The sequence below is a fragment of the Plantactinospora sp. KLBMP9567 genome (assembly GCF_033446045.1).
Lineage (GTDB): Bacteria > Actinomycetota > Actinomycetes > Mycobacteriales > Micromonosporaceae > Plantactinospora.
Window position 1 is genome coordinate 65,233 of the sequence record NZ_JAWQRR010000010.1, and the last position, 21,520, is coordinate 86,752.

Here is a 21,520-nt window from a genome sequence, read left to right on the forward strand (position 1 = left end):
GACCCTGGTCCCCGATCGGTCGAGCTTTCCCGGGTCGCGCCCGAGCCGCGTCCGAGATCTCGTAGGATGTGGCTTCTGTTGACGACTGAGGCGGATCGGGAGCACAGCGGTGGGTTCACTCCCTCGTAGCGGGATCGTCGGCGCGGCCTTCACGCTGGCTCTGCTCACCGGCGGGTGCGGCACCGTCCCGAAGGAACCTCCGGTCGCGCTCCGGGTCGGCTACGACACGCTGGACGGCACCCTCCAGGTGTGGCCCTCGCGGGGCGCCCTGGCCGGTGATCCACAAGCGACCGCGGCGGTGGCCCGGGCCGTCGACGAGTGGCGCTCCCCGGTCGAAGACCGGGTGCACCTGCCCTCCTCCGGCATCCTCTGGCTCGGCGAGGTCGACGGTGGCCGGCTCGCGCTGGTCGCCGCCGACGTGCCCGGCGAGGCGGGGTCCTGGCTGTTGCAGTTGACCGGCGACGGAGCGGACTTCACGGTCGACCGGGCGGTCGAATACACCGATCCGGGCTACCTGGTCTACTCCGACGTGCTGCCGGTGCAGTTGCCCACCGGCCGGCGCTATCTCGTCTCCGCCCGGGTGGACCGGCTCCTCGGGCCGGACCGCCGGCCACTGGCCGTCACCGACGGCCTGACCGGCCCGGTCGCGCTGCCGGCCTGCGCCGCCCGCACCGTCACCGCCCGGCTGCGCCCCAGCGAGTCGCTGCCGAGCGGCAAGGCCGCCGACCGGCTCATCGACCTCGGCACCGGCATCGAGGGGCCGCGCTACCCACTGGTCGGCGACGACACCGGCTCCGGCGCGAAGGTGCTGGACGGCCTCGACACCTGCGCTCTCGGCACCAGGACCGGGCCGTTCGGCAGCATCCCGCACCGGGTGCACGGCGAGGCCCACCCCGGATCGGTGCCGGTCTCCTGGCCGATCGACCGGCTGTCGACGAAGGAGTTGGCCGAGGTCGAGCTGGTGGGTGCCGGGGAGGAGCCGGCCAAGCTCGAACAGCTCAGCTGGCGCACCGACGAGGGCATGATGACGGCGGCCCTGTTCCGGCCCGCCGGAGGTCCGCCGCTGGTCTCGGCCGCCGACCGGCTCGAGCCGCTCCAGGCGTACGTCCTGCCGTTGTCCAGCCCCGTCGTGGTGCTGGTCTGGCAGCCGAGCCCGGAGACCAGCCTCGCACTGCCGGCGAACACGACCCGACTGGTCGACCGCCCCGGCCTGGTCGTGGTGCCGAAGCCGGCCACCCGGGAGACGTTCAGCCTGATCGCCTCGGACAAGACCACCGACCGCTCTGCCGGCGGCAACTGACGACCACTCGACCAGCAGCTCTGGCCGTCGTCGTACCGTGCCTGCCCGGCAGGGCGGGCTCTGGTCGGCGGGAGGGCGGACACGTACCGCCGGGACCGGACGTACGCCTGCCGGTGGGGCGGACGTGGATCGACGCCGACGAGTCCGGTCGGGTGGACCGGGACGTCGGCGCCGACACGTCCGGCGGTCAGCCCCGGCCGTTGCGTCCCTTCGCCGCCCGGTCGCCGTTGGGGGCGGTCACCGGCACCGGCGCGATCGGCTCGTCGTCGAGCTGGGAGACCCAGCCGGTGACGTCCCGGGCCACGTCCTGCGCGGTCAACCCCAGGTCGGCGAGGATCTGCGCCCGGGTGCCGTGCGGCTGCCAGACCGGCGGCACGCCGAGGTCGCGTACCGGCACCCGGAGGTCGGCGTCGCGCAGCGCCTTGGCCAGCGCGTCACCGACCCCACCGGCGCGTACGCCGTCCTCGACCGTGACCACCAGCCGGTGGCTGCCGGCCAGCGTGACCAGCTCCGGCGGGATCGGCCGGACCCAACGCGGGTCGACGACCGTCACGCCGTAGCCCTGCTCGGCGACCCGGGCGGCCACCTCGACGCCGAGCTGCCCGAACGCACCCACCGCGACCAGCAGGACGTCGGTCCGGGCGGACTCGGCGAGCACGTCCACCCCGCCGGAGCCCGAGCCGGTGGCGGTGACCCGGCGCACCGCCGGCAGGTCGGCGACGACAGCACCGGTCGGGAAGCGCAGGATCGTCGGCCCGTCCTCCACCGCGACCGCCTCGCGCAGCTCCGCCCGTAGCGTCGCGGCGTCCCGGGGCGCGGCGATCCGCAGCCCGGGCACCACCCCGAAGACGGACATGTCCCAGATGCCGTAGTGACTCGGCCCGTCCGGGCCGGTGATCCCGGCCCGGTCCAGCACGAACGTCACCGGCAGTTTGTGCATCGCGACGTCGAGCAGCACCTGGTCGAAGGCGCGGTTGAGGAAGGTCGCGTAGACCGCCACCACCGGGTGCAGGCCGCCCATGGCGAGGCCGGCGGCGGAGGTGGCCGCGTGCTGCTCGGCGATGCCGACGTCGTAGACCCGGTTCGGGTACTTGCGGGCCAGCGCGGCGATGCCGGTCGGCTCGGCCATCGCGGCGGTGATGCCGACCACGTCCGGCCGCTCGTCGGCGATCGCGACCAGCTCGTCGGCGAAGACGTGCGTCCACTTCACCGACGGGGTGGCGAGCAGCCTGCCGGTCTGCACGTCGAACGTGCCCGGGCTGTGCAGGCAGTCGGCGTCGTCCTCCTCGGCCGGACGGTAGCCCAGACCCTTGCGGGTCACCGCGTGCACTATCACCGGCCCGCCGAAGCCCTTGGCCCGGCGCAGCGCCGACTCCATCGCGGCCACGTCGTGCCCGTCGACCGGGCCCAGGTACTTGATGCCGAGGTCCTCGAACATCGCCTGCGGCGCGACCGCGTCCTTGATGCCCTTCTTGACCGCGTGCAGCACCTCGTACATCGGCTTGCCGACCAGCGGGGTGGAGCCGAGCGCCTCCTTGACGACGTCCAGCACCTTCTCGTAGCCGGGGTTGAGCCGCAGCGTGGCCAGGTGGTCGGCCAGGCCGCCGATCGTCGGCGCGTACGACCGTCCGTTGTCGTTCACCACGATGACCAGTGGGTTGCGGGCGGCGGCGATGTTGTTCAACGCCTCCCAGCACATGCCGCCGGTCAGCGCCCCGTCGCCGACCAGCGCCACGACGTTGCGCGACTCGCCGCGCAGTGCGTACGCCTTGGCCAGCCCGTCCGCATAGGAGAGCGCGGTCGAGGCGTGCGAGTTCTCGATCAGGTCGTGCTCGCTCTCCGCCTGGCTCGGATAGCCGGAGAGGCCACCCCGCTGGCGGAGCTGGTCGAAGCCCTCCTGCCGCCCGGTGAGCATCTTGTGCACGTACGCCTGGTGACCGGTGTCGAACAGGAAGCGGTCCCGGGGCGAGTCGAAGACCCGGTGCATGGCCAGGGTCAGCTCGACCACCCCGAGGTTCGGGCCGAGGTGCCCGCCGGTCCGGGACACCTTCGCGACCAGGAAGTCCCGGATCTCGGCGGCGAGCGACGCCAGATCCTCGGCGGACATCCGCTTGACGTCCTGCGGTCCACGGACCGCGCCCAACAACCGTCCGGCGGACGTCTCCGACTCCTCCACCGTCATGCCGTCACCTCGCCGCGCTCGGCAGGGGTATCGGGCCGCACGGCGCTGGGCTGGCTGATTCGCTCCCTACACAGGCTCATAGCCGCAGAGTCTATCGGGGCCGGACCGGCCCGCAGCCGGGCCGCCGAAGCAGTGCCACGGATGGCCCCACGCCGCCCAGGTGGCAGAGGTTCGGTGCGCATCCCGGCGCGCAGGGTAGCCGATCGGAAGCGGGTCGGCGGGCGAACCGCTTCGCCGGCCGGTTCCGGGCGGCTGGCGATCAGCAGAGTCCCGTTGACCGGACGGCGCGGCCGTTGCGGACAGTCGACGACTCCACACCGCGAGTGGCGGGTCCGGGATCCGCCGAACGACCGAAAAATCGGGCAGATGCTGCCAAGGGCCGTAGCATGGCCGGTAACCCACCCTCCCCTAAGGTCTCGACATGTCGCCTGCTGGCTCTCGCCCCGAGTGGTCCCCCGGCCGGACCCGAACCACCCCGGCCTCCGGCCAGTACGCCGTCGGCCAGGTCATCGCGGTCGGTATCGTGCTGCTGGTCGCACTGCCGCTGCTGCCGCTGATTCTGCTGATCATCGCCTGGATCCGGCTCCGCGATCGGGCCGCCGCCCGGGCCGCCCGCCGGGATACGGAGGCGGTCCCCACGGCGCCCCGGTCCGCCCTGCACGCCATTCCCTGAGCCCCGCCCCGGCAGCACCGCCCGCGCCGACCACCACTGCCCCGCGTCCTCCGCCGCTGGATCCGGCTGGGTGCCCGCGTACCCGTGCCGAATCTGCGTTGCCTGCCCGGTCGGCGGTCCCGCAGAGTTGCCGGAACCACCGGCAGGTGGACGGCAGCGCAGATCACGGGGAGGCAGCATGTCCGACTTCAACGTCCGTACGGCGAACCTGGCCGCCGTCAATTCGTTGACGAAGTACCCGTCCATCCCGACCTACCACTCGCTCGACCCGCGCAACGGCGGACTGCTCGACGAGACCGTCGCCTTCTCCGGCCGGGTCCAGCTGACCGAGAAGGTCGACGGAGTCAACGGTCGGATCGTCTCGCTGCCCGACGGCAGTTACCTGATCGGCAGCCGCGAGGAGCTGCTCTACGCCCGGGGTGACCTGATCGGCAACCCGGCGCTCGGCATCGTCGAGGCGCTCCGGCCGATCGCCGACCGGTTGCCGCCGGGCGGCCGGGACGCCATCGTGGTGCATTACCTGGAGGTCTACGGCGGCAAGGTGACCGCCGCGTCGAAGCACTACACCGACACCCGGGCGGTGGGCGCCCGGCTCTTCGACGTGGTCGTGCTGGACGACTACGCCGAGCTGCTGGACTGGCCGGCCGAGCGGATCTCGTCCTGGCGGGAGTCGGCGGGTCAGCCGTTCCTCGCCGAGCCGGAGCTGCTGGCCCGGGCCGAGGCCGCCGGGCTGCCGACGGTACCCCGGCTGGCCACGGTCGACGCCGCCGAGCTGCCGACCGATCTGGAGAAGACCCACCGGCTGCTCGGCGAACTCCTGCCGGCCACGACGGTGGCCCTGGACGGTACGCCGGGCCGCGCCGAGGGCGTCGTGCTGCGTTCGGAGACCCGCTCGACGATCGCCAAGGCGCGGTTCCAGGACTACGAGCGGACCCTGAAGCGCCGCCGTACCGGCCGGGCTCAGCCCTCGCCCGGCAGCAGCAGCGCCACCAGCTCCACATGTTGGGTCATCGGGAAGAGTTCGTAGCCGCGCAGCGCGGCCAGTCGCCAGCCCGCCTCCCGGAACGTCCGGGCGTCCCGGGCGAAGGCGGCCGGGTCGCAGGCCACGTAGGCCACCGCCCGGGTGGTGGCCGCGGCGACCGCCCGGACGACCTCGGCACCGGCACCGGCGCGCGGCGGGTCCAGCACCACCAGGTCGACCGGCCCGACGATCCGGCGCCGCCGCAGCGCCGGCCCGACCGACGCCCGGACCACCTCGATCTGCGGCAGGTCGCGCAGGTTGTCCCGGGCGGCCTCGACAGCCGGCTCCGCCGACTCCACCAGGGTGATCCGGCCGGCCGGGCCGACCCGGCCGGCCAGCGCCGCCGCGAACAGTCCGGCGCCGCCGTAGAGGTCCCAGGCGGACTCGCCGGCCCGCGGCGCCAGCAGGTCGAGTACGGCCGTCGCCAGCGTCTCCGCCGCCGCCGGATGCACCTGCCAGAACGCCTCCGGCGGCAGCCGCCACGTCCGGCCGACCGCCATCTCCCGGACCCGCTCCGCCGCCCCGTCCCCGGCCGCCGTGCCGTCCCCGGCCGCCGTGCCGCGCCGCCCGCGTACGGTCACGTCGCCGGCCGAGGAGGCGACCACCTCCACCAGGTCGGCGTCGGGCCAGAGCCGGCCGCTGGGCGCCAGCACCGGCAGGTCCTGGATCGCCGGGCGGGCGATCCGGCACCGGTCGATCGGGACCACCTCGTGCGAGCGGTGCTTGAGCAGCCCTGCCCGGCCGGCGGCGTCGACGGCGTACCGGACCCGGGAGCGCCAGCCGAGCGGACCGCCGGGCAGTTCGTCGACCCGGACGTCCAGTTCGGTGACCTCCTCCGGGGACAGTCGGGCCAGCCGGCGTAGCTGCTCGCGTACCACCTCGGCCTTCCAGTGCCGCTGCGCCGCAGGTGCGACGTGCTGGAGGTCGCAGCCGCCGCACCGGTCCGGCCCCGCCCACGGGCACGGCGGGACGACCCGGTCCGGCGAGGCATCGAGTACGGTCACCGCGTCCGCCCGCAGGAAGTCCCGGCGTACCTCGGTGATCTCGGCGATCACCCGCTCCCCCGGCAGCGCGTGCCGGACGAAGACCACCTGCCCGTCCAGCCTGGCCACGCAGTGCCCACCGTGCGCCACCGGCCCGACGGTCAGCTCGACCCGCTCCGCTTCACCGGGGCCCACCGAGGACACCCCGGACCGCTCCCCGGTGCTCATCGGGGACCGGCCGTGTCCCGCCCGGGGGCGGGCGGAGGCTCGTCGAGGTCGGTACCGGCCAGCGGGGGCGGCGGCGCCGGCGCGGCGGCGGTGTTCGACGGCGGAGGCGGGCCGAGCAGGCCACCGACGGCACCGCCGCGCGGGCCCCGGGCCGGTCCGCGGCTGAGCGTGGCGTCGAACCGGTCCAGGTTCTTCCGGGCGGTGGAGGCGAGTTGCCACGGCACGCTGGTCACCATCACCCCGGGCTCGAAGAGCAGCCGGCCCTTGATCCGCAGCGCGCTCTGGTTGTGCAGCAGGTTCTCCCACCAGTGCCCGACGACGTACTCCGGGATGAAGACGGTGACCACGTCGCGCGGCGACTCCCGGCGCGCCGACGCGACGAAGTCGAGGATCGGCCGGGTGATCTCCCGGTACGGCGAGTCGATCACGGTCAGCGGCACGGCCACCCCGTGCCGTTCCCACTCGGCCTGCACCGCCCGGGTGTCCGCCTCGTCGACGTTCACGGTCAGCGCGGTCAGGGTGTCCGGCCGGGTCGCCTGGGCGTAGGCGACCGCCCGCAGGGTCGGCTGGTGCACCTTGCTGACCAGCACGATCGCGTGGTTGCGGGCCGGCAGCACCGGGCGCCCCTCGGCCGGGGTCAGCTCGGCGGCGATCCGGTCGTAGTGCCGGCGGATGCCCAGCATCATGGCGTAGATCACCGCCATCGCGGCGATGGCGATCCAGGCGCCGAGCAGGAACTTGGTGATCAGGACGACCACCAGTACGGCCCCGGTGAGGCCCATCCCGAAGGCGTTGATGGCCCGGGACCGGACCATCCTCCGCCGGACGACCGGATCCCGCTCGGTACGCAGCATCCGGTTCCAGTGCCGGATCATCCCCGCCTGGGAGAGCGTGAACGAGACGAAGACGCCGACGATGTAGAGCTGGATCAGCCGGGTCACCTCGGCCTGGAAGGCGACGATCAGCAGGATCGCGGTCAACGCGAGGAAGACGATGCCGTTGGAGAAGGCCAGCCGATCGCCCCGGGTGTGCAACTGCCGGGGCAGGTAGCGGTCCTGCGCCAGGATCGAGCCGAGCACCGGGAAGCCGTTGAACGCGGTGTTGGCGGCCAGGAACAGGATCAGCGCGGTCGCGCCGGCCACCACGAAGAGCAGGACCCCGCTGCCCAGGATGGCCTGGCCGAGCTGGACGGTCACGGTCTGCTGCACGTAGTCGACCGGGCCGTGCTCGAGCTGCCGGGCCGGGTTCTCCATGAACTGCAGGCCGGTCAGCCGGGACAGCCAGATGATGCCCATGATCATGACGATCGCCACCGAACCGAGCAGCAGCAGCGTGGTGGCGGCGTTGCGGCTCTTCGGCGGCTTGAACGCGGGTACGCCGTTGGAGATCGCCTCCACCCCGGTCAGCGCGGCGCAGCCCGAGGAGAAGGCCCGGAGCAGCAGGAAGGCCATCGCGAAGGCGGTCAGGTTGGCGTGCTCGGCGCTGACCACCAGGTCGGCGCTGGGCGCCCGGAGGTCGTGGCCGAGGACGAAGATCCGGACCAGCCCGGTGAGGATCATCCCGATGATCACGATCATGAAGCCGTAGGTCGGGATCGCGAACGCGGTGCCGGACTCCCGCAGCCCGCGCAGGTTGATCGCGCTCAGCACGACCACCGCGGTCACCGCGACCCCGACCCGGTGCTCGGAGACGAACGGCAGCACCGACCCGAGGTTGGCCACCCCGGAGGAGACCGAGACGGCGACGGTCAGCACGTAGTCGACCAGCAGCGCACTGGCCACCCCGACGCCGAACTTCGGCCCGAGGTTGACGGTGGCCACCTCGTAGTCGCCACCGCCGGAGGGGTACGCGTGCACGTTCTGCCGGTAGCTCGCCACCACGGTGAGCATCACCACCACGACGGCCAGGGCGACCCACGGCGAGAAGAGGTACGCCGAGGTGCCGGCGATCGACAGCGTCAGCAGGATCTCGTCCGGGGCGTACGCCACGCTGGAGAGCGCGTCGGAGGCGAAGACCGGCAGCGCGATGCGCTTCGGCAGCAGGGTGTGCTGCAACTTGTCCGACCGGAAGGGTCGGCCCAGCAGCAGACGCTTGACTAGCGAGGTGGGACTGGCCACAACCGCTAAGGGTACGGCTGCCGGATTCGCCCGGTCGGGCGGTGCGGCCGATCTTCCCGGTGGGCCGGCCGACCCGGCACCCGGTAGCCCGGCACCGGGAGGGCAAGCCCGGTCACGGCTGGCAACCGGCCCGCGCCGGGCCACGTCGCGACGGGCCGTGGCGCGCCCCCTCCGGAGTTCGGGGCGCGCCCGGAGATCCGGCGACGCGGAGGTCGGGCGGCACGGGCGGGGGGCCGGATGACTACGCTCAGGGTGACATCACCCCACCGGACGGGTCGGTCCCACGGTGACCCGGGAGGACTTACCTTGCACGTCGTGATCATGGGCTGTGGCCGGGTCGGCTCGACCCTCGCGCACAACCTGGAGTCGCGCGGCCACTCGGTGGCCGTCATCGACCAGGACGCCGACGCGTTCCGCCGGCTCGGCCCCGACTTCGGCGGGATCACCGTCACCGGCGCCGGGTTCGACGCGGAGGTGCTCCGCCAGGCCGGCATCGAGCGGGCCGACGGCTTCGCCGCCGTCTCCAGCGGCGACAACTCCAACATCATCTCGGCCCGGCTGGCCCGCGAGACGTACGGCGTCTCCCGGGTGGTGGCCCGGATCTACGACTCCAAGCGCGCCCAGGTCTACGAGCGGCTCGGCATCCCGACCGTGGCCACGGTCCGGTGGACCGCCGACCGGATCGTCCGGCATCTGGTGCCGGAGGGGCACGTGGAGATCTTCCGCGACCCGACCAGCACCGTGTCGATCATCGAGGTGCCGGTGCACGACGACTGGATCGGCCGGCCGGTACGCGGGCTGGAAGAGGCCACCGGCGCCCGGGTCGGATACCTGACCCGGTTCGGCATCGCCGCCCTGCCGACCGCGTCCAGCGTGCTCCAGGAGGGCGACCAGCTCTCCATGCTGGTCACCGACGACATCGCCGACCAGGTGACGACGGTGGCGGGTTCGCCGCCGGAAGGAGGGCGCTGACATGCGGGTCGCCATCGCCGGGGCCGGCAACGTGGGCCGCTCGATCGCCCAGGAGCTGATCGAGAACGGGCACCAGGTGATGCTGATCGAGCGGAAGCCGAAGATGCTCCGCCCGGAGCGGGTACCGGCCGCCGAGTGGGTGCTCGCCGACGCCTGCGAGCTGGCCAGCCTCGAGGAGGCCGACCTGGCGAGCTGCGACGTGGTGGTGGCCGCCACCGGCGACGACAAGGTCAACCTGGTGGTCTCGCTGCTGGCCAAGACGGAGTTCGCGGTCCCCCGGGTGGTCGCCCGGATCAACCGGGCCGAGAACGAGTGGCTCTTCACCGACCAGTGGGGTGTCGACGTGGCGGTCAGCAAGCCACGGGTGATGGCGGCCCTGGTCGAGGAGGCGGTGACCGTCGGCGACCTGGTCCGGCTGATGACGTTCCGGCAGGGCGAGGCGAACCTGGTCGAGATCACGCTGCCGCCGACCGCCCCGTACGTCGGGCACCCGGTCCACTCCGTGCCGCTGCCCCGGGACTCGGCGCTCACCGCCATCCTGCGCGGCAAGCGGGTGCTGGTGCCGAGCCCGGACGACCCGCTGGAGGCCGGCGACGAACTGATCTTCGTCTGCACCGCCGAGGTCGAGGACGAGGTCCGCAAGGTGATCCTCGGTCCGGACAGCGTCGAACGGACCCGCGGCAGCAGCAGCGGCTGAGCCGCCAGGCCGATCGGGCGGGGCCTGCCGGCGGCGGTCAGCCGCCGAGCGGGGCCGGTACGGCCGGCACCCGGTTCACCCGGCGGACCGCCCAGATGGTGATCACCAGCAGCAGCGCGTACGGCGGATAGCCGAGCAGCAGCCGGGCGATGCCGAGCGCGGTGTCCATGTCGGCCAGGTAGAGCCCGGCCTGCACACCGACCTTGGCCAGCCACACCACGCCCCACAGCACGGTGAGTCGGGTGAAGGTGCGGACCAGCCGGGGATCCTGCCGCCACTCGGACCGGCCACCGGCGGCGATGATGGACCAGATCCAGCCGACCAGTGGCTGGCGGACCACCGCCGAACCGAGCAGCACCAGCCCGTAGACGATGCCGTAGAGGATGCCGGGCAGGTAGAAGTCCCGCTCGTCACCGGTACGCCAGGCGATCATGGCGCCGATGCCGATCCCGACCAGGCCGTTGACGGCGTGCCGGACCGGCCGCCGCTGGAAGAGCCGGACGACCGCGATCAGCACCGCGACCGCCACCGAGGCGATCACCGCGGGACGCAGCTCGGTGATGATGTTGACCGCGACGAAGACGACCACGGGGACGCTGGACTCGACCATCCCCCGCCAGCCGCCGAGCTGCTCGGCCATCTGCTCGGTCAGGCTGGGAAGCGGTTCCTCCTCCTCGGTCCGGCCTGCCGTCGGGTCGCTGCCCGTGCTGTCGGTGCGGGGCTGTCCAGCGGTCATCTGTGTGTCTTCCGGTCGCGGCCGGAGTCGACGCCGTCCGTGCTCACCGCGGCGACTCCAGCTCGTAGTACGGGTTGTAGATGACTTTACGGTCATCCCGTACCGCCATGCGACCGCGCGCGGTCAATTGCCGGCCCGGCTCGATCCCGGAGATGTGCCGGCGGCCCAGCCAGACCAGGGTCACGATGTCGCTGCCGTCGTAGAGGTCCGCCTCCAGGGTCGGCAGGTTCGTCCGAGGGGTGTAGACCACGGTGCGGAGCCGGCCCGAGACCGACACCACCTGGCCCCGGCGGCACTGCCCGGCCGGGGTGCTGCCGCACTCGGCGCTCTCCCGGAGCAACTCCTCGGCCTCGATCTCGGCCTCGCTCGCGGTGAGCCGTTGCAGGAAACCCCGCCACGAGACTCGGCCCTGGTCGGTCGCCATGACCCGGTGTCACCCTCCTCGACGCGCCCGCCCGGCGCGTCCTCGACACGACTGGCGTGAAGCCGTCCCGCAAGCGTACGCCGGTCGGCACGGGCGCACCTGCCGCCCGGTGGCGGGTTGCCGACCCGCCCGCCGCCCGCGCCCGGATCGGCGACCCCCTGACCTCCGGAATCCGCCCGGACAGGTCCCGCCGACGGCCGGGCGCGTCCGGGTTACCCCCGGGCGCCCGCCGACGGCCGCACCAAAGCGCCGCCACGACCGTTCCGGCACCCACCGCAGGGATACCCGACGGGCACTGGTCAGGCGCCGTCGCGGCGGGGTCGCGGCTCGGGCCGGTGCGGGTGCTGGTGGCCGGAGACCACCCCGTTGACCGGCGGCCCGGACCCGTCGCCCTCCGACTGCGGCTCGGCCCCGGCGGCCGCCTCGCGGGGCAGCCGCAGCGGCAGCGGCTCGCGGACCGGCTTGGCCTCCTGGCCCCGGTCGACCACCAGCCCGTTCAGGCACTCGGCGAGCGACCCGGCCGCGGCCGGGTCGCTGGCGGCACGCCCCTGGAAGACACCCTGGATCATCCAGCGCGGCCCGTCCACGCCGACGAACCGCAGGTCGGCGACGCCGCCGTCCGGGGTACGGACCCGGGCTCGCAGCTCGGTGCCGTACTCCCCGTCCACCTCCTCGGCCACCACCCCGTCGGCCGCCAGCGAGGTGCGGATCTCCTCCCGCCACTCCGGCCAGATGTCCTCGGTACGCGGCGCCGCGAAGACCCCCAACTGGAGGGCGCTCTCGCCGTGCACCAGGACGACCTGCTGGATCACCCCGTCCGGGTTGGCCTGGACGCGTACCTCCACGTCCTGTACGGCCGGGATGCGCAGGCTGCCCAGGTCGAGCCGCTGCACGTCCGGCGGCGCGTCGCCGATGTCGTACGGCCCGCGCCCGGGCCCCTCGGGCTCGGCCGCGGCGGCGAGGTCCTGGGTGTCGGCCGACTGCCGACCGGAGCGCTCGTCGCGGGAGTGGCGCCCGCCGCGTCCTCGGGAGAAGATCATGTGCTTACCTGCTACCTTCCGTTTCCGGCTGCCGGATGGGCGGATCACTCGCATTGTCGGCCACGGCGTACGGCGACGTCCGACCCGGGGCACTGAACCTTTTCACCCTCCCCTGGCGGTCCGCCGTGGCCGCAGGTGGAAGTCGGGACGCACGCACCGCGCTGTCCAGGTTGAAAAGGTCCACCCTTTCCGGCGGGTTCACCGGCTTCCCGCCCCCTCGACCCGCTCGCCCCGGTGGTCGGCGGCGACCAGCCCGGCGTGCCCGCCGGTCGAGCCGTGCCCGCCCGCGCCCCGGACGGAGTCTGGCAACTCGTCGACGGGCAGGAACTCGACCCGCTCCACCCGCTGCACCACGAGCTGCGCGATCCGGTCCCCCCGGGAGATCTTCGCCGGGGAGACCCGGTCGTGGTTGATCAGGTTGACCAGGATCTCGCCCCGGTAACCGGCGTCGACCGTACCGGGCGCGTTGAGCACGGTCACACCGAGCCTGGCCGCCAGCCCCGAGCGCGGTTGGACCAGCCCGACGTACCCGGCGGGCAGGGCCAGCGCGACACCGGTCCGGACCAGCCGCCACTGGCCGGGCGGGATCTCGACCTCCTCGGCGGCGACCAGGTCCGCTCCGGCGTCACCCGGATGGGAGTACGCCGGCAGCGGCAGGTCGGGGTCGAGTAGCCGGACGGGTACGGGCAGGACGTGCGTCACGCTCTCACTCTCCTGGCAGGTTCGCGGATCCACCGGTGCTGCCCCCATCCTGCCGGGTCGACCGGGCGCGTCGGGTCGTACCCTTCCAGCGTGGCCCCGACAAGTTCCGAGCCCGCCGTCGTCCCGGCCCGTGCCCGGTACGCCGAGCGGCTGACCCTGCCCTGGTGGCTCTGGCTGGCCGGGATCGCCGCCGCCGGGCTGCTGGCCACCGAACTCTGGCTCGGTTCCACCGGCGTACGCGCCTGGCTGCCGTTCGTGGTGCTGTTGCCGCTGGCCGCCGTCGGTCTCGGCTGGCTCGGCCGGATCCGGATCGCCGTACGCGACGGCGAACTGCTGGTCGACGACGCCCGGCTGCCGGTGCGGTTCGTCGCCGACGCGATCCCGCTGGACGCCGAGGGCCGGCGCGAGGTACTCGGAGTCGGTGCCGATCCGCTGGCGTTCGTGGTGCAGCGTCCGTGGGTGCCGGGAGCGGTGCAGGTGGTCCTCGACGACCCGGCCGACCCGACGCCCTACTGGGTAATCAGCTCCCGCCATCCGGTACGCCTGGCCGAGGCGATCCTCGCGGCCCGCGACCCGGACTGACCGCCGCCCGATCCGCACTCGGTCCACCGCCCGGCCGTATCCGCACCCGGGCAAGGCACCGGAGCCAGCCGGTTGCCGAGTCGGTCGGTCATCCGCCGAGCGCCTTGGGCCCCTGGCGGAGGTCCTCCCGGACCCGGTCGCCGAGTCCGCGGGTGGCCCGGCCGTTGAGGAAACCGGCCACCGCCGCGCCGGTCAGGAACGGCCCCAGGGTGGTCAGGTTGCGGCCGAACCGCCGCAGCAGCCGGTCCCGCAGCTCCTTGCGGGCCGCCGTGCCGAGTACCGCACCGACGCCGACCCCGGGCAGCAGCGGATTGACTCCGCGCTGGCCCGCCCAGGAACGGATCAGGGTGACGGCGCGCTGGCTGCCGCCGCCCGGCAGCCGCACGCCGTACGCCTCGTGCAGTTCGCCGATCAGCTTGAGTTCGATGGCGACCACCGCGACGGTCTCGGCGGCCAGCAGCACCGGTGCCGACAGCAGGGTCGGGGTGACCACCCACTCCACCGCCGCGACGCCGCCACCGGCCGCGCCCACCCCGGCGGTCGCCCTGACGGCGTTGCGGACCAGCCGCTCGGCCAGCGCGTCCCCGTCGAGACCGTCGAAGTGCCGGAGCAGGGTTTCCCGGTCGCGCACCGGGATGTGCGGCGCGATCTCCGTCACCGTGTCGGTGAGCCAGCGGACCGCCGCCTTGGGCTTGAACAGGTTTCCGGGTCGCCCGGTACGCACCTGGCCGACCAGCCGGCCGAGCAGCCGTCGCCGACGGGACCGGTTTAGCTCGTCGGCGGTGAGCGCGGCGACGGTCGAACTCAGCTCGTCGTCCCGGGACGCCAGTTCGGCACCTGGCGTCGCGCCCCGGCCGGCGGGCGTGGCCGGGGTCGTCCCGTCGACCGGCAGGGCGGGCCCGTCCCGGTCGGTCGGTCCCGGCGCGGCGGCGTCGGTCGGTCCCGGCGAGGAAGCGTCGGACGCCCGGTCGGAGCGGCTCATCATGACCTCCAGCGCGTGTCGTCGGTGGGGCGTGCCACCACGCGCATCGAGTCAAGCAGTTACCCGCCAGCCCCGCATGTCGAATCACGCGCGGCGACCTCCAGCCGTGGAGGTCGCCGCTCCCCCCGTACCGGAAGACTCACCCCGTACCCGCCGGACGGGCTCCCCTGCCCGGGAAGACCGCTCCGGCCGCAGTGGTCAGGCGCACTCGCGGCAGATCAGCTCACCGTTGCGCTCCACCGCGAGCTGGCTGCGATGGTGCACCAGGAAGCAGCGCGCGCAGCGGAACTCGTCCGACTGCATCGGCAGCACCTTCACGGTGAGCTCCTCGTCGGCCAGGTCGGCACCGGGCAACTCGAAGCTCTCGGCGACCTCGGCCTCGTCGACGTCCACGGCGGCCGACTGTGAGTCGACCCGCCGAGCCTTGAGTTCTTCCAGGCTGTCCTCGCCGAGGTCGACCTCGTCGCGACGCGGGGCGTCGTAGTCGGTGGCCATCGGTCTCACTCTCCCATATCGATATAGTCGCTTCCGGTTGTAACGCCGGAGGACGCTGTTTCGGTTCCCGCTGGCCGGCCTTCACTTCCGGTCGCCCGACCCGGCGCACGTTCCGGGTCGTGGCCGCCGGGCGGAACTCCCCCGGCGAGCGGGGTACCTTACCCCCCTTCGGGCGAGGCATGTATACCGTCCCTGCGGCAGACATGTACGTCCGAGCGCGCGGAGTTGTTCCCAATGTGACTCAGGCGACACGAAGATAGGGGTAGTGGTCGGCCGATCGGCGTCGGCGCGCCGACAAATCTGGCGGATTCAGCACCCGGTCGGACAACGGCTGGCGTCACCGGCATACTCGATAGCCACGGCGGCCCGTCCGGTCGGCCGCCCGGTGTCTGTTCCACACCAGCTTCGCAGGAGCCAAGCAGATGACTTTCGCGCGCGTCCGAGCCCTCCTCGTCGTCGGCGTGCTCGCGGTGATCGCCATAGTGTTCGTCGCCGTCACCCTCGTCCGCGACACCCAGGCCGGCAAGGAGGTCGCCAGCGACTGCCAGGAAGGCGACAAGCTCGCCGACACGCGGTTGCGGCAGGCCAAGGACATCAAGATCAATGTCTACAACGCGACCGACACCGCCGGCTTGGCCAACACGGTGAAGACCGACTTCCAGAACCGGCAGTTCAAGGTGCTCAAGGCCGGCAACGAGCCGGCCAAGAAGGGCATCGACGACGAGGTCGCGGTGCTGCGGTTCGGACCGAAGGGTGTCGGCTCCTACCAGGTGCTCAGGGCCTACTTCCTGAACAAGGCGGAGCCGGAGTTCCAGCTCGACCGCAAGGACGACGTGGTCGACGTCGTCATCGGCGGGGAGTTCAAGCAACTGGCGACCATCACCGAGGTCAACCAGGCGCTGACCCAGCGGGACAGCGACAGCACGCAACTGCCACCCCGGACCTGCGCCGACCCCAACCTGAAATAACCGTCAGGGGCCGCCGGCCGCGTCGAGCCGGGCCAGGTGGTCGTGCAGCCGGCCGAACAGCGCCGGCGGGGCCGCGATCACCAGGTCCGGCCCGGGTGCGGCACCGGACAGCCCGTCGACCCGGAGCCCGGCCTCGGTGGCGACCAGCCCGCCGGCCGCGTGGTCCCAGAGGTTCAGGCCCTTCTCGTAGTAGCCGTCGACCAGCCCCTCGGCGGCCAGGCAGAGGTCGATCGAGGCGACGCCGAACCGGCGGATGTCCCGGACGTACGGGATGAGCCGGTGCAGCACCCCGGCCTGGTGCGCCCGGCGCGCGGGGTCGTACCCGAACCCGGTGGCGATCAGCGCCTGTCCGAGATCGGTCTCCACCGAGCCCGCCAGCCGCCGACCGGCCCGGTAGGCGCCCCGGCCCCGGACGGCCGTCCACTCGTCCCCGGTGGCCGCGTTCCGGACCACTCCGGCGACCACCTCGCCGTCGACCTCGGCGGCCAGCGAGACGGCGTAGTGCGGCAGCCCGTAGAGATAGTTCACGGTGCCGTCGATCGGGTCGAGGATCCACCGTACGCCGCTGCCACCGGCCGGGCCGGCGCCCTCGGCGTCGCCGTACTCCTCGCCCAGCACGGCGTCGCCGGGCCGGGCCGCCCGCAGGGTCGCGACCGCCTGCCGCTCCACCGCCCGGTCGGCCGCGGTGACCACGTCGGTCGCGGTGCTCTTGGTGGCCACCCCGGAGACGCCGTCGGCGCGCATCCGGTACGCGCTCTCCGCCGCCTCCCGGGCCACCTCGACCGCGATCTTCAGCAGCTCCTCCGGAGCCGGTGTCGTGCCGTCCATGACGTCCCCTTCCCGCACGCCTGTGACGTCCCGCCCCCGGCGCGAGTATCATCCTTACAAAGTCAACACGCGCATCGGGTCGGTGGCCCCGGACCACGTCTCCGGCGTGCGGCGCGGGATGATCGCCGCAGACGGCGCTACAATTCACGCCTGCCCACGCGCCACGGACCGCCGAGCACCGGCCGGCCCGGGACACGGGGGTCCCTCAACCACATCGGCCCGACACAACGCATAGCGCTGCGCCGGCCGATCCCGGCCGTGCTCGCTCATCGCCTCCGGAAGGTCATTCGTGACAGAACCCCGCCACATCGGCGCCGACGTACGCTCGCTCACCGACACCCTGATCGCCCACGCGCAGAGCGCCGGCGGCCAGCTCACGTCGGCCGAGCTGGCGCGTACGGTCGAGTCTGCTGAGGTGACTCCGGCCCAGGCCAAGAAAATCCTGCGTGCGCTCTCGGACGCGGGGGTGACCGTCGTGGTCGACGGCTCGGCGAGTACCCGTCGCCGGGTCGCCGCCGCCCGGTCCGCCACTCCCGCCTCGCGGGCGACCACCGCCAAGGCGACCAAGAAATCGGCGCCGCCGGCCCCGAAGCAGGCGCCCGCCGCCGACGAGTCGGCCGGCGCGACGCGCAAGCCGGCGACCCGCAAGCCGACGCTCGCGGCCGACGGCGCGTCCCCGGCCGGTGCCGCCAAACCGGCCGCGAAGGCCGCTGAGACGGCCGCCAAGGCTCCGCCGAAGCCCGGCCGGGCAGCCGGCAAGGCTGCCGGCACCGGACCGGCCAAGGGCGCCAAGGCCGGCGCGCCGGCCAAGGGCGGCGCCCCGGACGGTCCCGGCGACGACATCGATCCGGAGGAGCTTGCCGCCGAGATCGAGGACGTGGTGGTCGAGGAGCCGGCCGAGCTGGCCAAGGCCGCCGAGGCGGACGCCGCCGACGCCGCGACCGACAACGACTTCGAGTGGGACGACGAGGAGTCCGAGGCGCTCAAGCAGGCGCGCCGGGACGCCGAGCTGACCGCCTCGGCGGACTCGGTCCGGGCCTACCTCAAGCAGATCGGCAAGGTTCCGCTGCTCAACGCCGAGCAGGAGGTCGAGCTGGCCAAGCGGATCGAGGCCGGGCTCTACGCCGCCGAGCGGCTGCGCGCCGCGGAGGAGGGCGAGGAGAAGCTCGTCCGGGAGATGCAGCGCGACCTGATGTGGATCTCCCGGGACGGCGAGCGGGCCAAGAACCACCTGCTCGAGGCGAACCTGCGGCTGGTGGTCTCGCTGGCCAAGCGGTACACGGGGCGGGGCATGGCGTTCCTGGACCTGATCCAGGAGGGCAACCTCGGCCTGATCCGCGCCGTCGAGAAGTTCGACTACACCAAGGGCTACAAGTTCTCCACCTACGCCACCTGGTGGATCCGGCAGGCCATCACCCGGGCCATGGCCGACCAGGCCCGCACCATCCGCATCCCGGTGCACATGGTCGAAGTGATCAACAAGCTGGGCCGGATCCAGCGCGAGCTGCTCCAGGACCTGGGCCGCGAGCCCACTCCGGAAGAGCTGGCGAAGGAGATGGACATCACACCCGAGAAGGTGCTGGAGATCCAGCAGTACGCTCGGGAGCCGATCTCGCTCGACCAGACCATCGGCGACGAGGGAGACAGCCAGCTCGGGGACTTCATCGAGGACTCCGAGGCGGTCGTCGCGGTCGACGCGGTCTCCTTCTCGCTGTTGCAGGACCAGCTCCAGCAGGTGCTCCAGACGCTCTCCGAGCGGGAGGCCGGCGTGGTGCGGCTGCGGTTCGGGCTGACCGACGGACAGCCGCGCACCCTGGACGAGATCGGCCAGGTGTACGGCGTGACCCGCGAGCGGATCCGGCAGATCGAGTCCAAGACGATGTCGAAGCTGCGCCATCCGTCCCGTTCGCAGGTGCTACGCGATTATCTTGACTGACCCCAAAAGTCAACCAGTCGTGTCCATCTGATCACCACACGTACATCGGGCGCATGGTGATCGGCGGTTCCCCACTTGTGATCGTTGACGTGGCACCCTGGTGGCACGGCACACTGTCTCTACCACGTGTGACATCGGTCCCCCGGGGGCACACTGGGAAGGCCACACCCCACGAGGGTGTTGCACGATAGGTGAGCAATGACCGACGAGAGTGTTCATCGGTGACGACCGCAGGAGGAAGGCGATGACCCCGACCCTCACGCCGCCGCCCGAGACGGTGGCTCCCCCAGCCGCCGATGAACGGTGCGACCGCTGTAACGCCGCCGGCAAGCTTCGAATCACCCTCGCGGGTGGGAGCGAGCTGGTGTTCTGTGGGCATCACGCGAACAAGTACGCCGAGGATCTCGTGAAGATCACGGTTAGGTACGCGGTTGACCCCGAGTTCAGCTGGCGAGGCGCCGAGTTGATGGCGAACTAACCCAATCAGGACATAGCTGACCGGAGGTGCCCGGAGCGGGCGCCTCCGGTCGTCTATTCCCCGACAGTGCCGATTGCCGACACAGCCGGCGATCGGCCGCAGCACGGCACGGACCCGCCGGCACTGTGCTGGCATCGGCCGCGCCGCCGTACGGCCGCCTCGGTGCCGTGACGCGGTCACAACGTCTGGACGGTGGCGATCCGCTCCTCGAGCTGCTCGATGGTGGCCTGCGCGCTGGGCGGCCCGCCGCAGCGGCGGCGCAGCTCGGCGTGGATCTTGCCATGTGGCAGCCCGGTCCGGTGGTGATGCGCCGCGACCAGTGCGTTGAGCTGGCGGCGCAGGCTGACCCGCCGTTCCGCCGCGCTGAGCGGGCGGCTCTCCGGCCGGGGCGCCGGCACCGGCTCGGCAATCGTCCGACGCCGCTGCGCGGCCAACTGCTCGGCCTGGCGCTTGTTCAGCAGCACCGCGACCTGGTCGGCGGTGAGTAGGCCGGGCAGGCCGAGGTACTCCTCCTCCTCCGGCGTACCCGCCTGGGCGGCGGTGCCGAAGGAGGCGCCGTCGAAGATCACCTGGTCCAGTTCGGCGGTGGCGGAGAGCGCCTCGAACCGCTTCTCCAGTTCCCCACTGGCCTGCTCGGTGCGCTGCGCCCGCTCCAGCAGGTCGTCGTCGAGCCCGTCGCCGCGCTTCGGCGCGCCCAGCACGTGGTCCCGCTCGACCTCCATCTCACTGGCCAGCCCGAGCAGATGCGGCACGCTGGGCAGGAAGACCGACGCGGTCTCGCCGGGCCGGCGGGCCCGGACGAACCGCCCGATCGCCTGGGCGAAGAAGAGCGGTGTGGAGGCGCTGGTCGCGTAGACGCCGACGGCCAGCCGGGGAATGTCGACCCCCTCGGAGACCATCCGGACCGCGACCATCCAGCGCTGGTCCGAGGCGGCGAAGGCGGCGATCCGGGCCGAGGCGCCCTGGTCGTCGGAGAGCACCACCACCGCCCGCTCCCCGGTGATCCGTTCGATCAGCCGGGCGTACGACCGGGCCGCCTGCTGGTCGGTGGCGATCACCAGACCGGCCGCATCGGAGACTCCACCGGCCCGGAGCACCTGCAGCCGCGCGTCGGCGGCCCGCAGCACCTGCGGCATCCAGTCGCCGGCCGGGTCCAGCGCGGTGCGCCAGGCCTGGGCAATCAGGTCCTGGGTCATCGGCTCGCCCAGCCGGGCGGCCAACTCGTCCCCGGCGCTGGTCCGCCACCGGGTCTCCCCCGAGTAGGCGAGAAAGATCACCGGACGGACGACGCCGTCGGCGAGCGCGTCGGAGTAGCCGTACACGGAGTCGGCGCGGGAGCGTTGCAGGCCGTCGCCGCCCCGCTCGTAGTTGACGAAGGGGATCGGGTTCTCGTCCGACCGGAACGGCGTACCGGTCAGCATCAGCCGGCGTACGGCGGGTTCGAAGGCCGCCTTGACCCCGTCGCCCCAGGACCGGGAGTCGCCGGCATGGTGGATCTCGTCGAGGATCACCAGGGTCCGTCGGGTCATCGTCCGGCGGCGGTGCACCTGCGGGGCGATGCCGACCTGGGCGTACGTGACGACCGCACCGTGGAAGTCCGCCGAGGAGTGCAGGTCGGCGTTGCGGAAGGCGGCGTCGAGCTGGATGCCGACCCGGGCCGCCGCCGCGGCCCACTGGGTCTTCAGGTGTTCGGTCGGGGCGACCACGGTGACCGCCTCGACCGTGCCGTCGCGGAGCAGCTCGGCGGCGATCCGCAGCGCGAAGGTGGTCTTACCGGCACCGGGCGTGGCGACGGCCAGGAAGTCCTCGGAACGGCGTCGCAGGTATTCCACCAACGCCTTACGCTGCCACGCGCGCAGCGCCGGGAACGACTCGAGAACCGGCAGTCGGGCTCCCACGCGAATCTCTCCCCTCCGACGGCCAGGTATCCGACCACACGAAAACGCCTCCGCGACCGGACCGAGCGCGAAGGCCGTACCAGCATAACCAGCCGGCCCCATCCGACCCAGGCGACACCGACGCCACAGCGGGCACAGTTGGCGCCGCCGGCCCGGGCCCTCGACGGTGCCCGGACGCCCGGGCACGGCCGGTCAGCGACCCTGGTCCGCAGCGCGTCCGTCGTCGGCCTGCCGGTGCACGCCGCCGGCGTGATCGGCCTGCCGATCCACCGGGCCGG

20 protein-coding genes are annotated in these 21,520 nt (G+C 72.8%); 9 read left to right on the top strand and 11 right to left on the bottom strand.

Translation table 11 applies throughout. The features are described from left to right. Window positions 1-109 precede the first annotated feature (109 nt). Complete coding sequence (locus tag R6Y94_RS07980; protein ID WP_318395140.1) at window positions 110-1,300, top strand: hypothetical protein; 1,191 nt, start codon at window positions 110-112, stop codon at window positions 1,298-1,300. A gap of 187 nt (window positions 1,301-1,487) precedes the next feature. Here R6Y94_RS07980 and dxs read toward each other — a convergent pair whose 3' ends face one another. Further along, window positions 1,488-3,482 carry a 1-deoxy-D-xylulose-5-phosphate synthase gene (gene dxs / locus R6Y94_RS07985; protein WP_318395141.1) on the bottom strand — a complete coding sequence of 665 codons (1,995 nt, stop codon included), beginning with the start codon at window positions 3,480-3,482 and terminating at the stop codon, window positions 1,488-1,490. Window positions 3,483-3,903: 421 nt separating this feature from the next. On the opposite strand from dxs, the gene R6Y94_RS07990 reads away from it, so the two are divergent. Next, window positions 3,904-4,155 (top strand): hypothetical protein, encoded by a 252-nt coding sequence (locus R6Y94_RS07990; protein ID WP_318395142.1) that lies wholly within the window; start codon window positions 3,904-3,906, stop codon window positions 4,153-4,155. Between the two features lie 178 nt (window positions 4,156-4,333). Beyond that, window positions 4,334-5,182: an RNA ligase family protein gene (locus R6Y94_RS07995; RefSeq protein ID WP_318395143.1), complete on the top strand. Its 849-nt coding sequence runs from the start codon at window positions 4,334-4,336 to the stop codon at window positions 5,180-5,182. Here the strand turns inward: R6Y94_RS07995 and R6Y94_RS08000 are convergent. Continuing rightward, window positions 5,116-6,387 (bottom strand): class I SAM-dependent RNA methyltransferase, encoded by a 1,272-nt coding sequence (locus R6Y94_RS08000; protein ID WP_318395144.1) that lies wholly within the window; start codon window positions 6,385-6,387, stop codon window positions 5,116-5,118. The genes R6Y94_RS07995 and R6Y94_RS08000 overlap by 67 nt on opposite strands. Then, the gene (locus R6Y94_RS08005) at window positions 6,384-8,504 is read right to left on the bottom strand and encodes an APC family permease (protein WP_318395145.1); all 2,121 of its coding nucleotides are present in this window, start codon (window positions 8,502-8,504) and stop codon (window positions 6,384-6,386) included. Before R6Y94_RS08005 ends, R6Y94_RS08000 begins: the two co-directional genes overlap by 4 nt. Before the next feature lie 306 nt (window positions 8,505-8,810). Here R6Y94_RS08005 and R6Y94_RS08010 point away from each other — a divergent pair, with 306 nt between their 5' ends. Beyond that, window positions 8,811-9,476: a TrkA family potassium uptake protein gene (locus R6Y94_RS08010; protein WP_318395146.1), complete on the top strand. Its 666-nt coding sequence runs from the start codon at window positions 8,811-8,813 to the stop codon at window positions 9,474-9,476. 1 nt (window position 9,477) lies between these two features. Further along, window positions 9,478-10,173: a TrkA family potassium uptake protein gene (locus tag R6Y94_RS08015; protein WP_318395147.1), complete on the top strand. Its 696-nt coding sequence runs from the start codon at window positions 9,478-9,480 to the stop codon at window positions 10,171-10,173. A gap of 37 nt (window positions 10,174-10,210) precedes the next feature. Here R6Y94_RS08015 and R6Y94_RS08020 read toward each other — a convergent pair whose 3' ends face one another. From R6Y94_RS08020 to dut, 4 genes are all read right to left on the bottom strand, one after another. Next, window positions 10,211-10,909: a DUF3159 domain-containing protein gene (locus tag R6Y94_RS08020; protein ID WP_318395148.1), complete on the bottom strand. Its 699-nt coding sequence runs from the start codon at window positions 10,907-10,909 to the stop codon at window positions 10,211-10,213. 43 nt (window positions 10,910-10,952) lie between these two features. After that, a complete protein-coding gene (locus R6Y94_RS08025) occupies window positions 10,953-11,333 on the bottom strand; it encodes an OB-fold nucleic acid binding domain-containing protein (protein WP_318395149.1) in 381 nt (126 codons plus the stop codon). Window positions 11,334-11,632: 299 nt separating this feature from the next. Then, entirely contained in the window at window positions 11,633-12,373 is a 741-nt protein-coding gene (locus tag R6Y94_RS08030; RefSeq protein ID WP_318395150.1) for a DUF3710 domain-containing protein, read from the bottom strand. Between the two features lie 198 nt (window positions 12,374-12,571). Continuing rightward, window positions 12,572-13,123, bottom strand: a complete 552-nt coding sequence (gene dut / locus R6Y94_RS08035) for a dUTP diphosphatase (RefSeq protein ID WP_412102709.1) — start codon at window positions 13,121-13,123, stop codon at window positions 12,572-12,574. A 42-nt stretch (window positions 13,124-13,165) separates the two neighbouring features. On the opposite strand from dut, the gene R6Y94_RS08040 reads away from it, so the two are divergent. Next, window positions 13,166-13,657 (top strand): DUF3093 domain-containing protein, encoded by a 492-nt coding sequence (locus tag R6Y94_RS08040; protein ID WP_318395152.1) that lies wholly within the window; start codon window positions 13,166-13,168, stop codon window positions 13,655-13,657. An 88-nt stretch (window positions 13,658-13,745) separates the two neighbouring features. Here R6Y94_RS08040 and R6Y94_RS08045 read toward each other — a convergent pair whose 3' ends face one another. Further along, window positions 13,746-14,639: a hypothetical protein gene (locus R6Y94_RS08045; protein ID WP_318395153.1), complete on the bottom strand. Its 894-nt coding sequence runs from the start codon at window positions 14,637-14,639 to the stop codon at window positions 13,746-13,748. A 198-nt stretch (window positions 14,640-14,837) separates the two neighbouring features. Then, entirely contained in the window at window positions 14,838-15,134 is a 297-nt protein-coding gene (locus tag R6Y94_RS08050) for a DUF4193 domain-containing protein (RefSeq protein ID WP_203861001.1), read from the bottom strand. Between the two features lie 422 nt (window positions 15,135-15,556). Between R6Y94_RS08050 and R6Y94_RS08055 the strand changes: the two genes are divergently transcribed. Continuing rightward, entirely contained in the window at window positions 15,557-16,102 is a 546-nt protein-coding gene (locus R6Y94_RS08055; RefSeq protein ID WP_318395154.1) for a LytR C-terminal domain-containing protein, read from the top strand. 3 nt (window positions 16,103-16,105) lie between these two features. On the opposite strand, the gene R6Y94_RS08060 is transcribed toward R6Y94_RS08055, so the two are convergent. Next, complete coding sequence (locus R6Y94_RS08060; RefSeq protein ID WP_318395155.1) at window positions 16,106-16,930, bottom strand: inositol monophosphatase family protein; 825 nt, start codon at window positions 16,928-16,930, stop codon at window positions 16,106-16,108. Window positions 16,931-17,219: 289 nt separating this feature from the next. Here R6Y94_RS08060 and R6Y94_RS08065 point away from each other — a divergent pair, with 289 nt between their 5' ends. Together R6Y94_RS08065 and R6Y94_RS08070 are read left to right on the top strand one after the other, a co-directional pair. Continuing rightward, on the top strand, window positions 17,220-18,866 hold the full coding sequence (locus R6Y94_RS08065; RefSeq protein WP_318395156.1) for an RNA polymerase sigma factor: 1,647 nt from the start codon (window positions 17,220-17,222) through the stop codon (window positions 18,864-18,866). Between the two features lie 244 nt (window positions 18,867-19,110). Beyond that, entirely contained in the window at window positions 19,111-19,344 is a 234-nt protein-coding gene (locus tag R6Y94_RS08070; RefSeq protein WP_203860997.1) for a hypothetical protein, read from the top strand. Between the two features lie 176 nt (window positions 19,345-19,520). Here the strand turns inward: R6Y94_RS08070 and R6Y94_RS08075 are convergent, their stop codons facing one another. Beyond that, complete coding sequence (locus tag R6Y94_RS08075) at window positions 19,521-21,242, bottom strand: DEAD/DEAH box helicase (RefSeq protein WP_318395157.1); 1,722 nt, start codon at window positions 21,240-21,242, stop codon at window positions 19,521-19,523. Window positions 21,243-21,520: the final 278 nt, after the last annotated feature.

What these genes read in the sequence shown, in the direction of transcription:
- dxs (WP_318395141.1), bottom strand. Translation starts at nt 3,482, where the DNA reads ATGACGGTGGAGGAGTCGGAGACGTCCGCCGGACGGTTGTTGGGCGCG.
- R6Y94_RS07990 (WP_318395142.1), top strand. Translation starts at nt 3,904, where the DNA reads ATGTCGCCTGCTGGCTCTCGCCCCGAGTGGTCCCCCGGCCGGACCCGA.
- R6Y94_RS07995 (WP_318395143.1), top strand. Translation starts at nt 4,334, where the DNA reads ATGTCCGACTTCAACGTCCGTACGGCGAACCTGGCCGCCGTCAATTCG.
- R6Y94_RS08000 (WP_318395144.1), bottom strand. Translation starts at nt 6,387, where the DNA reads ATGAGCACCGGGGAGCGGTCCGGGGTGTCCTCGGTGGGCCCCGGTGAA.
- R6Y94_RS08015 (WP_318395147.1), top strand. Translation starts at nt 9,478, where the DNA reads ATGCGGGTCGCCATCGCCGGGGCCGGCAACGTGGGCCGCTCGATCGCC.
- R6Y94_RS08020 (WP_318395148.1), bottom strand. Translation starts at nt 10,909, where the DNA reads ATGACCGCTGGACAGCCCCGCACCGACAGCACGGGCAGCGACCCGACG.
- R6Y94_RS08025 (WP_318395149.1), bottom strand. Translation starts at nt 11,333, where the DNA reads ATGGCGACCGACCAGGGCCGAGTCTCGTGGCGGGGTTTCCTGCAACGG.
- R6Y94_RS08030 (WP_318395150.1), bottom strand. Translation starts at nt 12,373, where the DNA reads ATGATCTTCTCCCGAGGACGCGGCGGGCGCCACTCCCGCGACGAGCGC.
- dut (WP_412102709.1), bottom strand. Translation starts at nt 13,123, where the DNA reads ATGGGGGCAGCACCGGTGGATCCGCGAACCTGCCAGGAGAGTGAGAGC.
- R6Y94_RS08045 (WP_318395153.1), bottom strand. Translation starts at nt 14,639, where the DNA reads ATGAGCCGCTCCGACCGGGCGTCCGACGCTTCCTCGCCGGGACCGACC.
- R6Y94_RS08050 (WP_203861001.1), bottom strand. Translation starts at nt 15,134, where the DNA reads ATGGCCACCGACTACGACGCCCCGCGTCGCGACGAGGTCGACCTCGGC.
- R6Y94_RS08055 (WP_318395154.1), top strand. Translation starts at nt 15,557, where the DNA reads ATGACTTTCGCGCGCGTCCGAGCCCTCCTCGTCGTCGGCGTGCTCGCG.
- R6Y94_RS08060 (WP_318395155.1), bottom strand. Translation starts at nt 16,930, where the DNA reads ATGGACGGCACGACACCGGCTCCGGAGGAGCTGCTGAAGATCGCGGTC.
- R6Y94_RS08070 (WP_203860997.1), top strand. Translation starts at nt 19,111, where the DNA reads ATGACCCCGACCCTCACGCCGCCGCCCGAGACGGTGGCTCCCCCAGCC.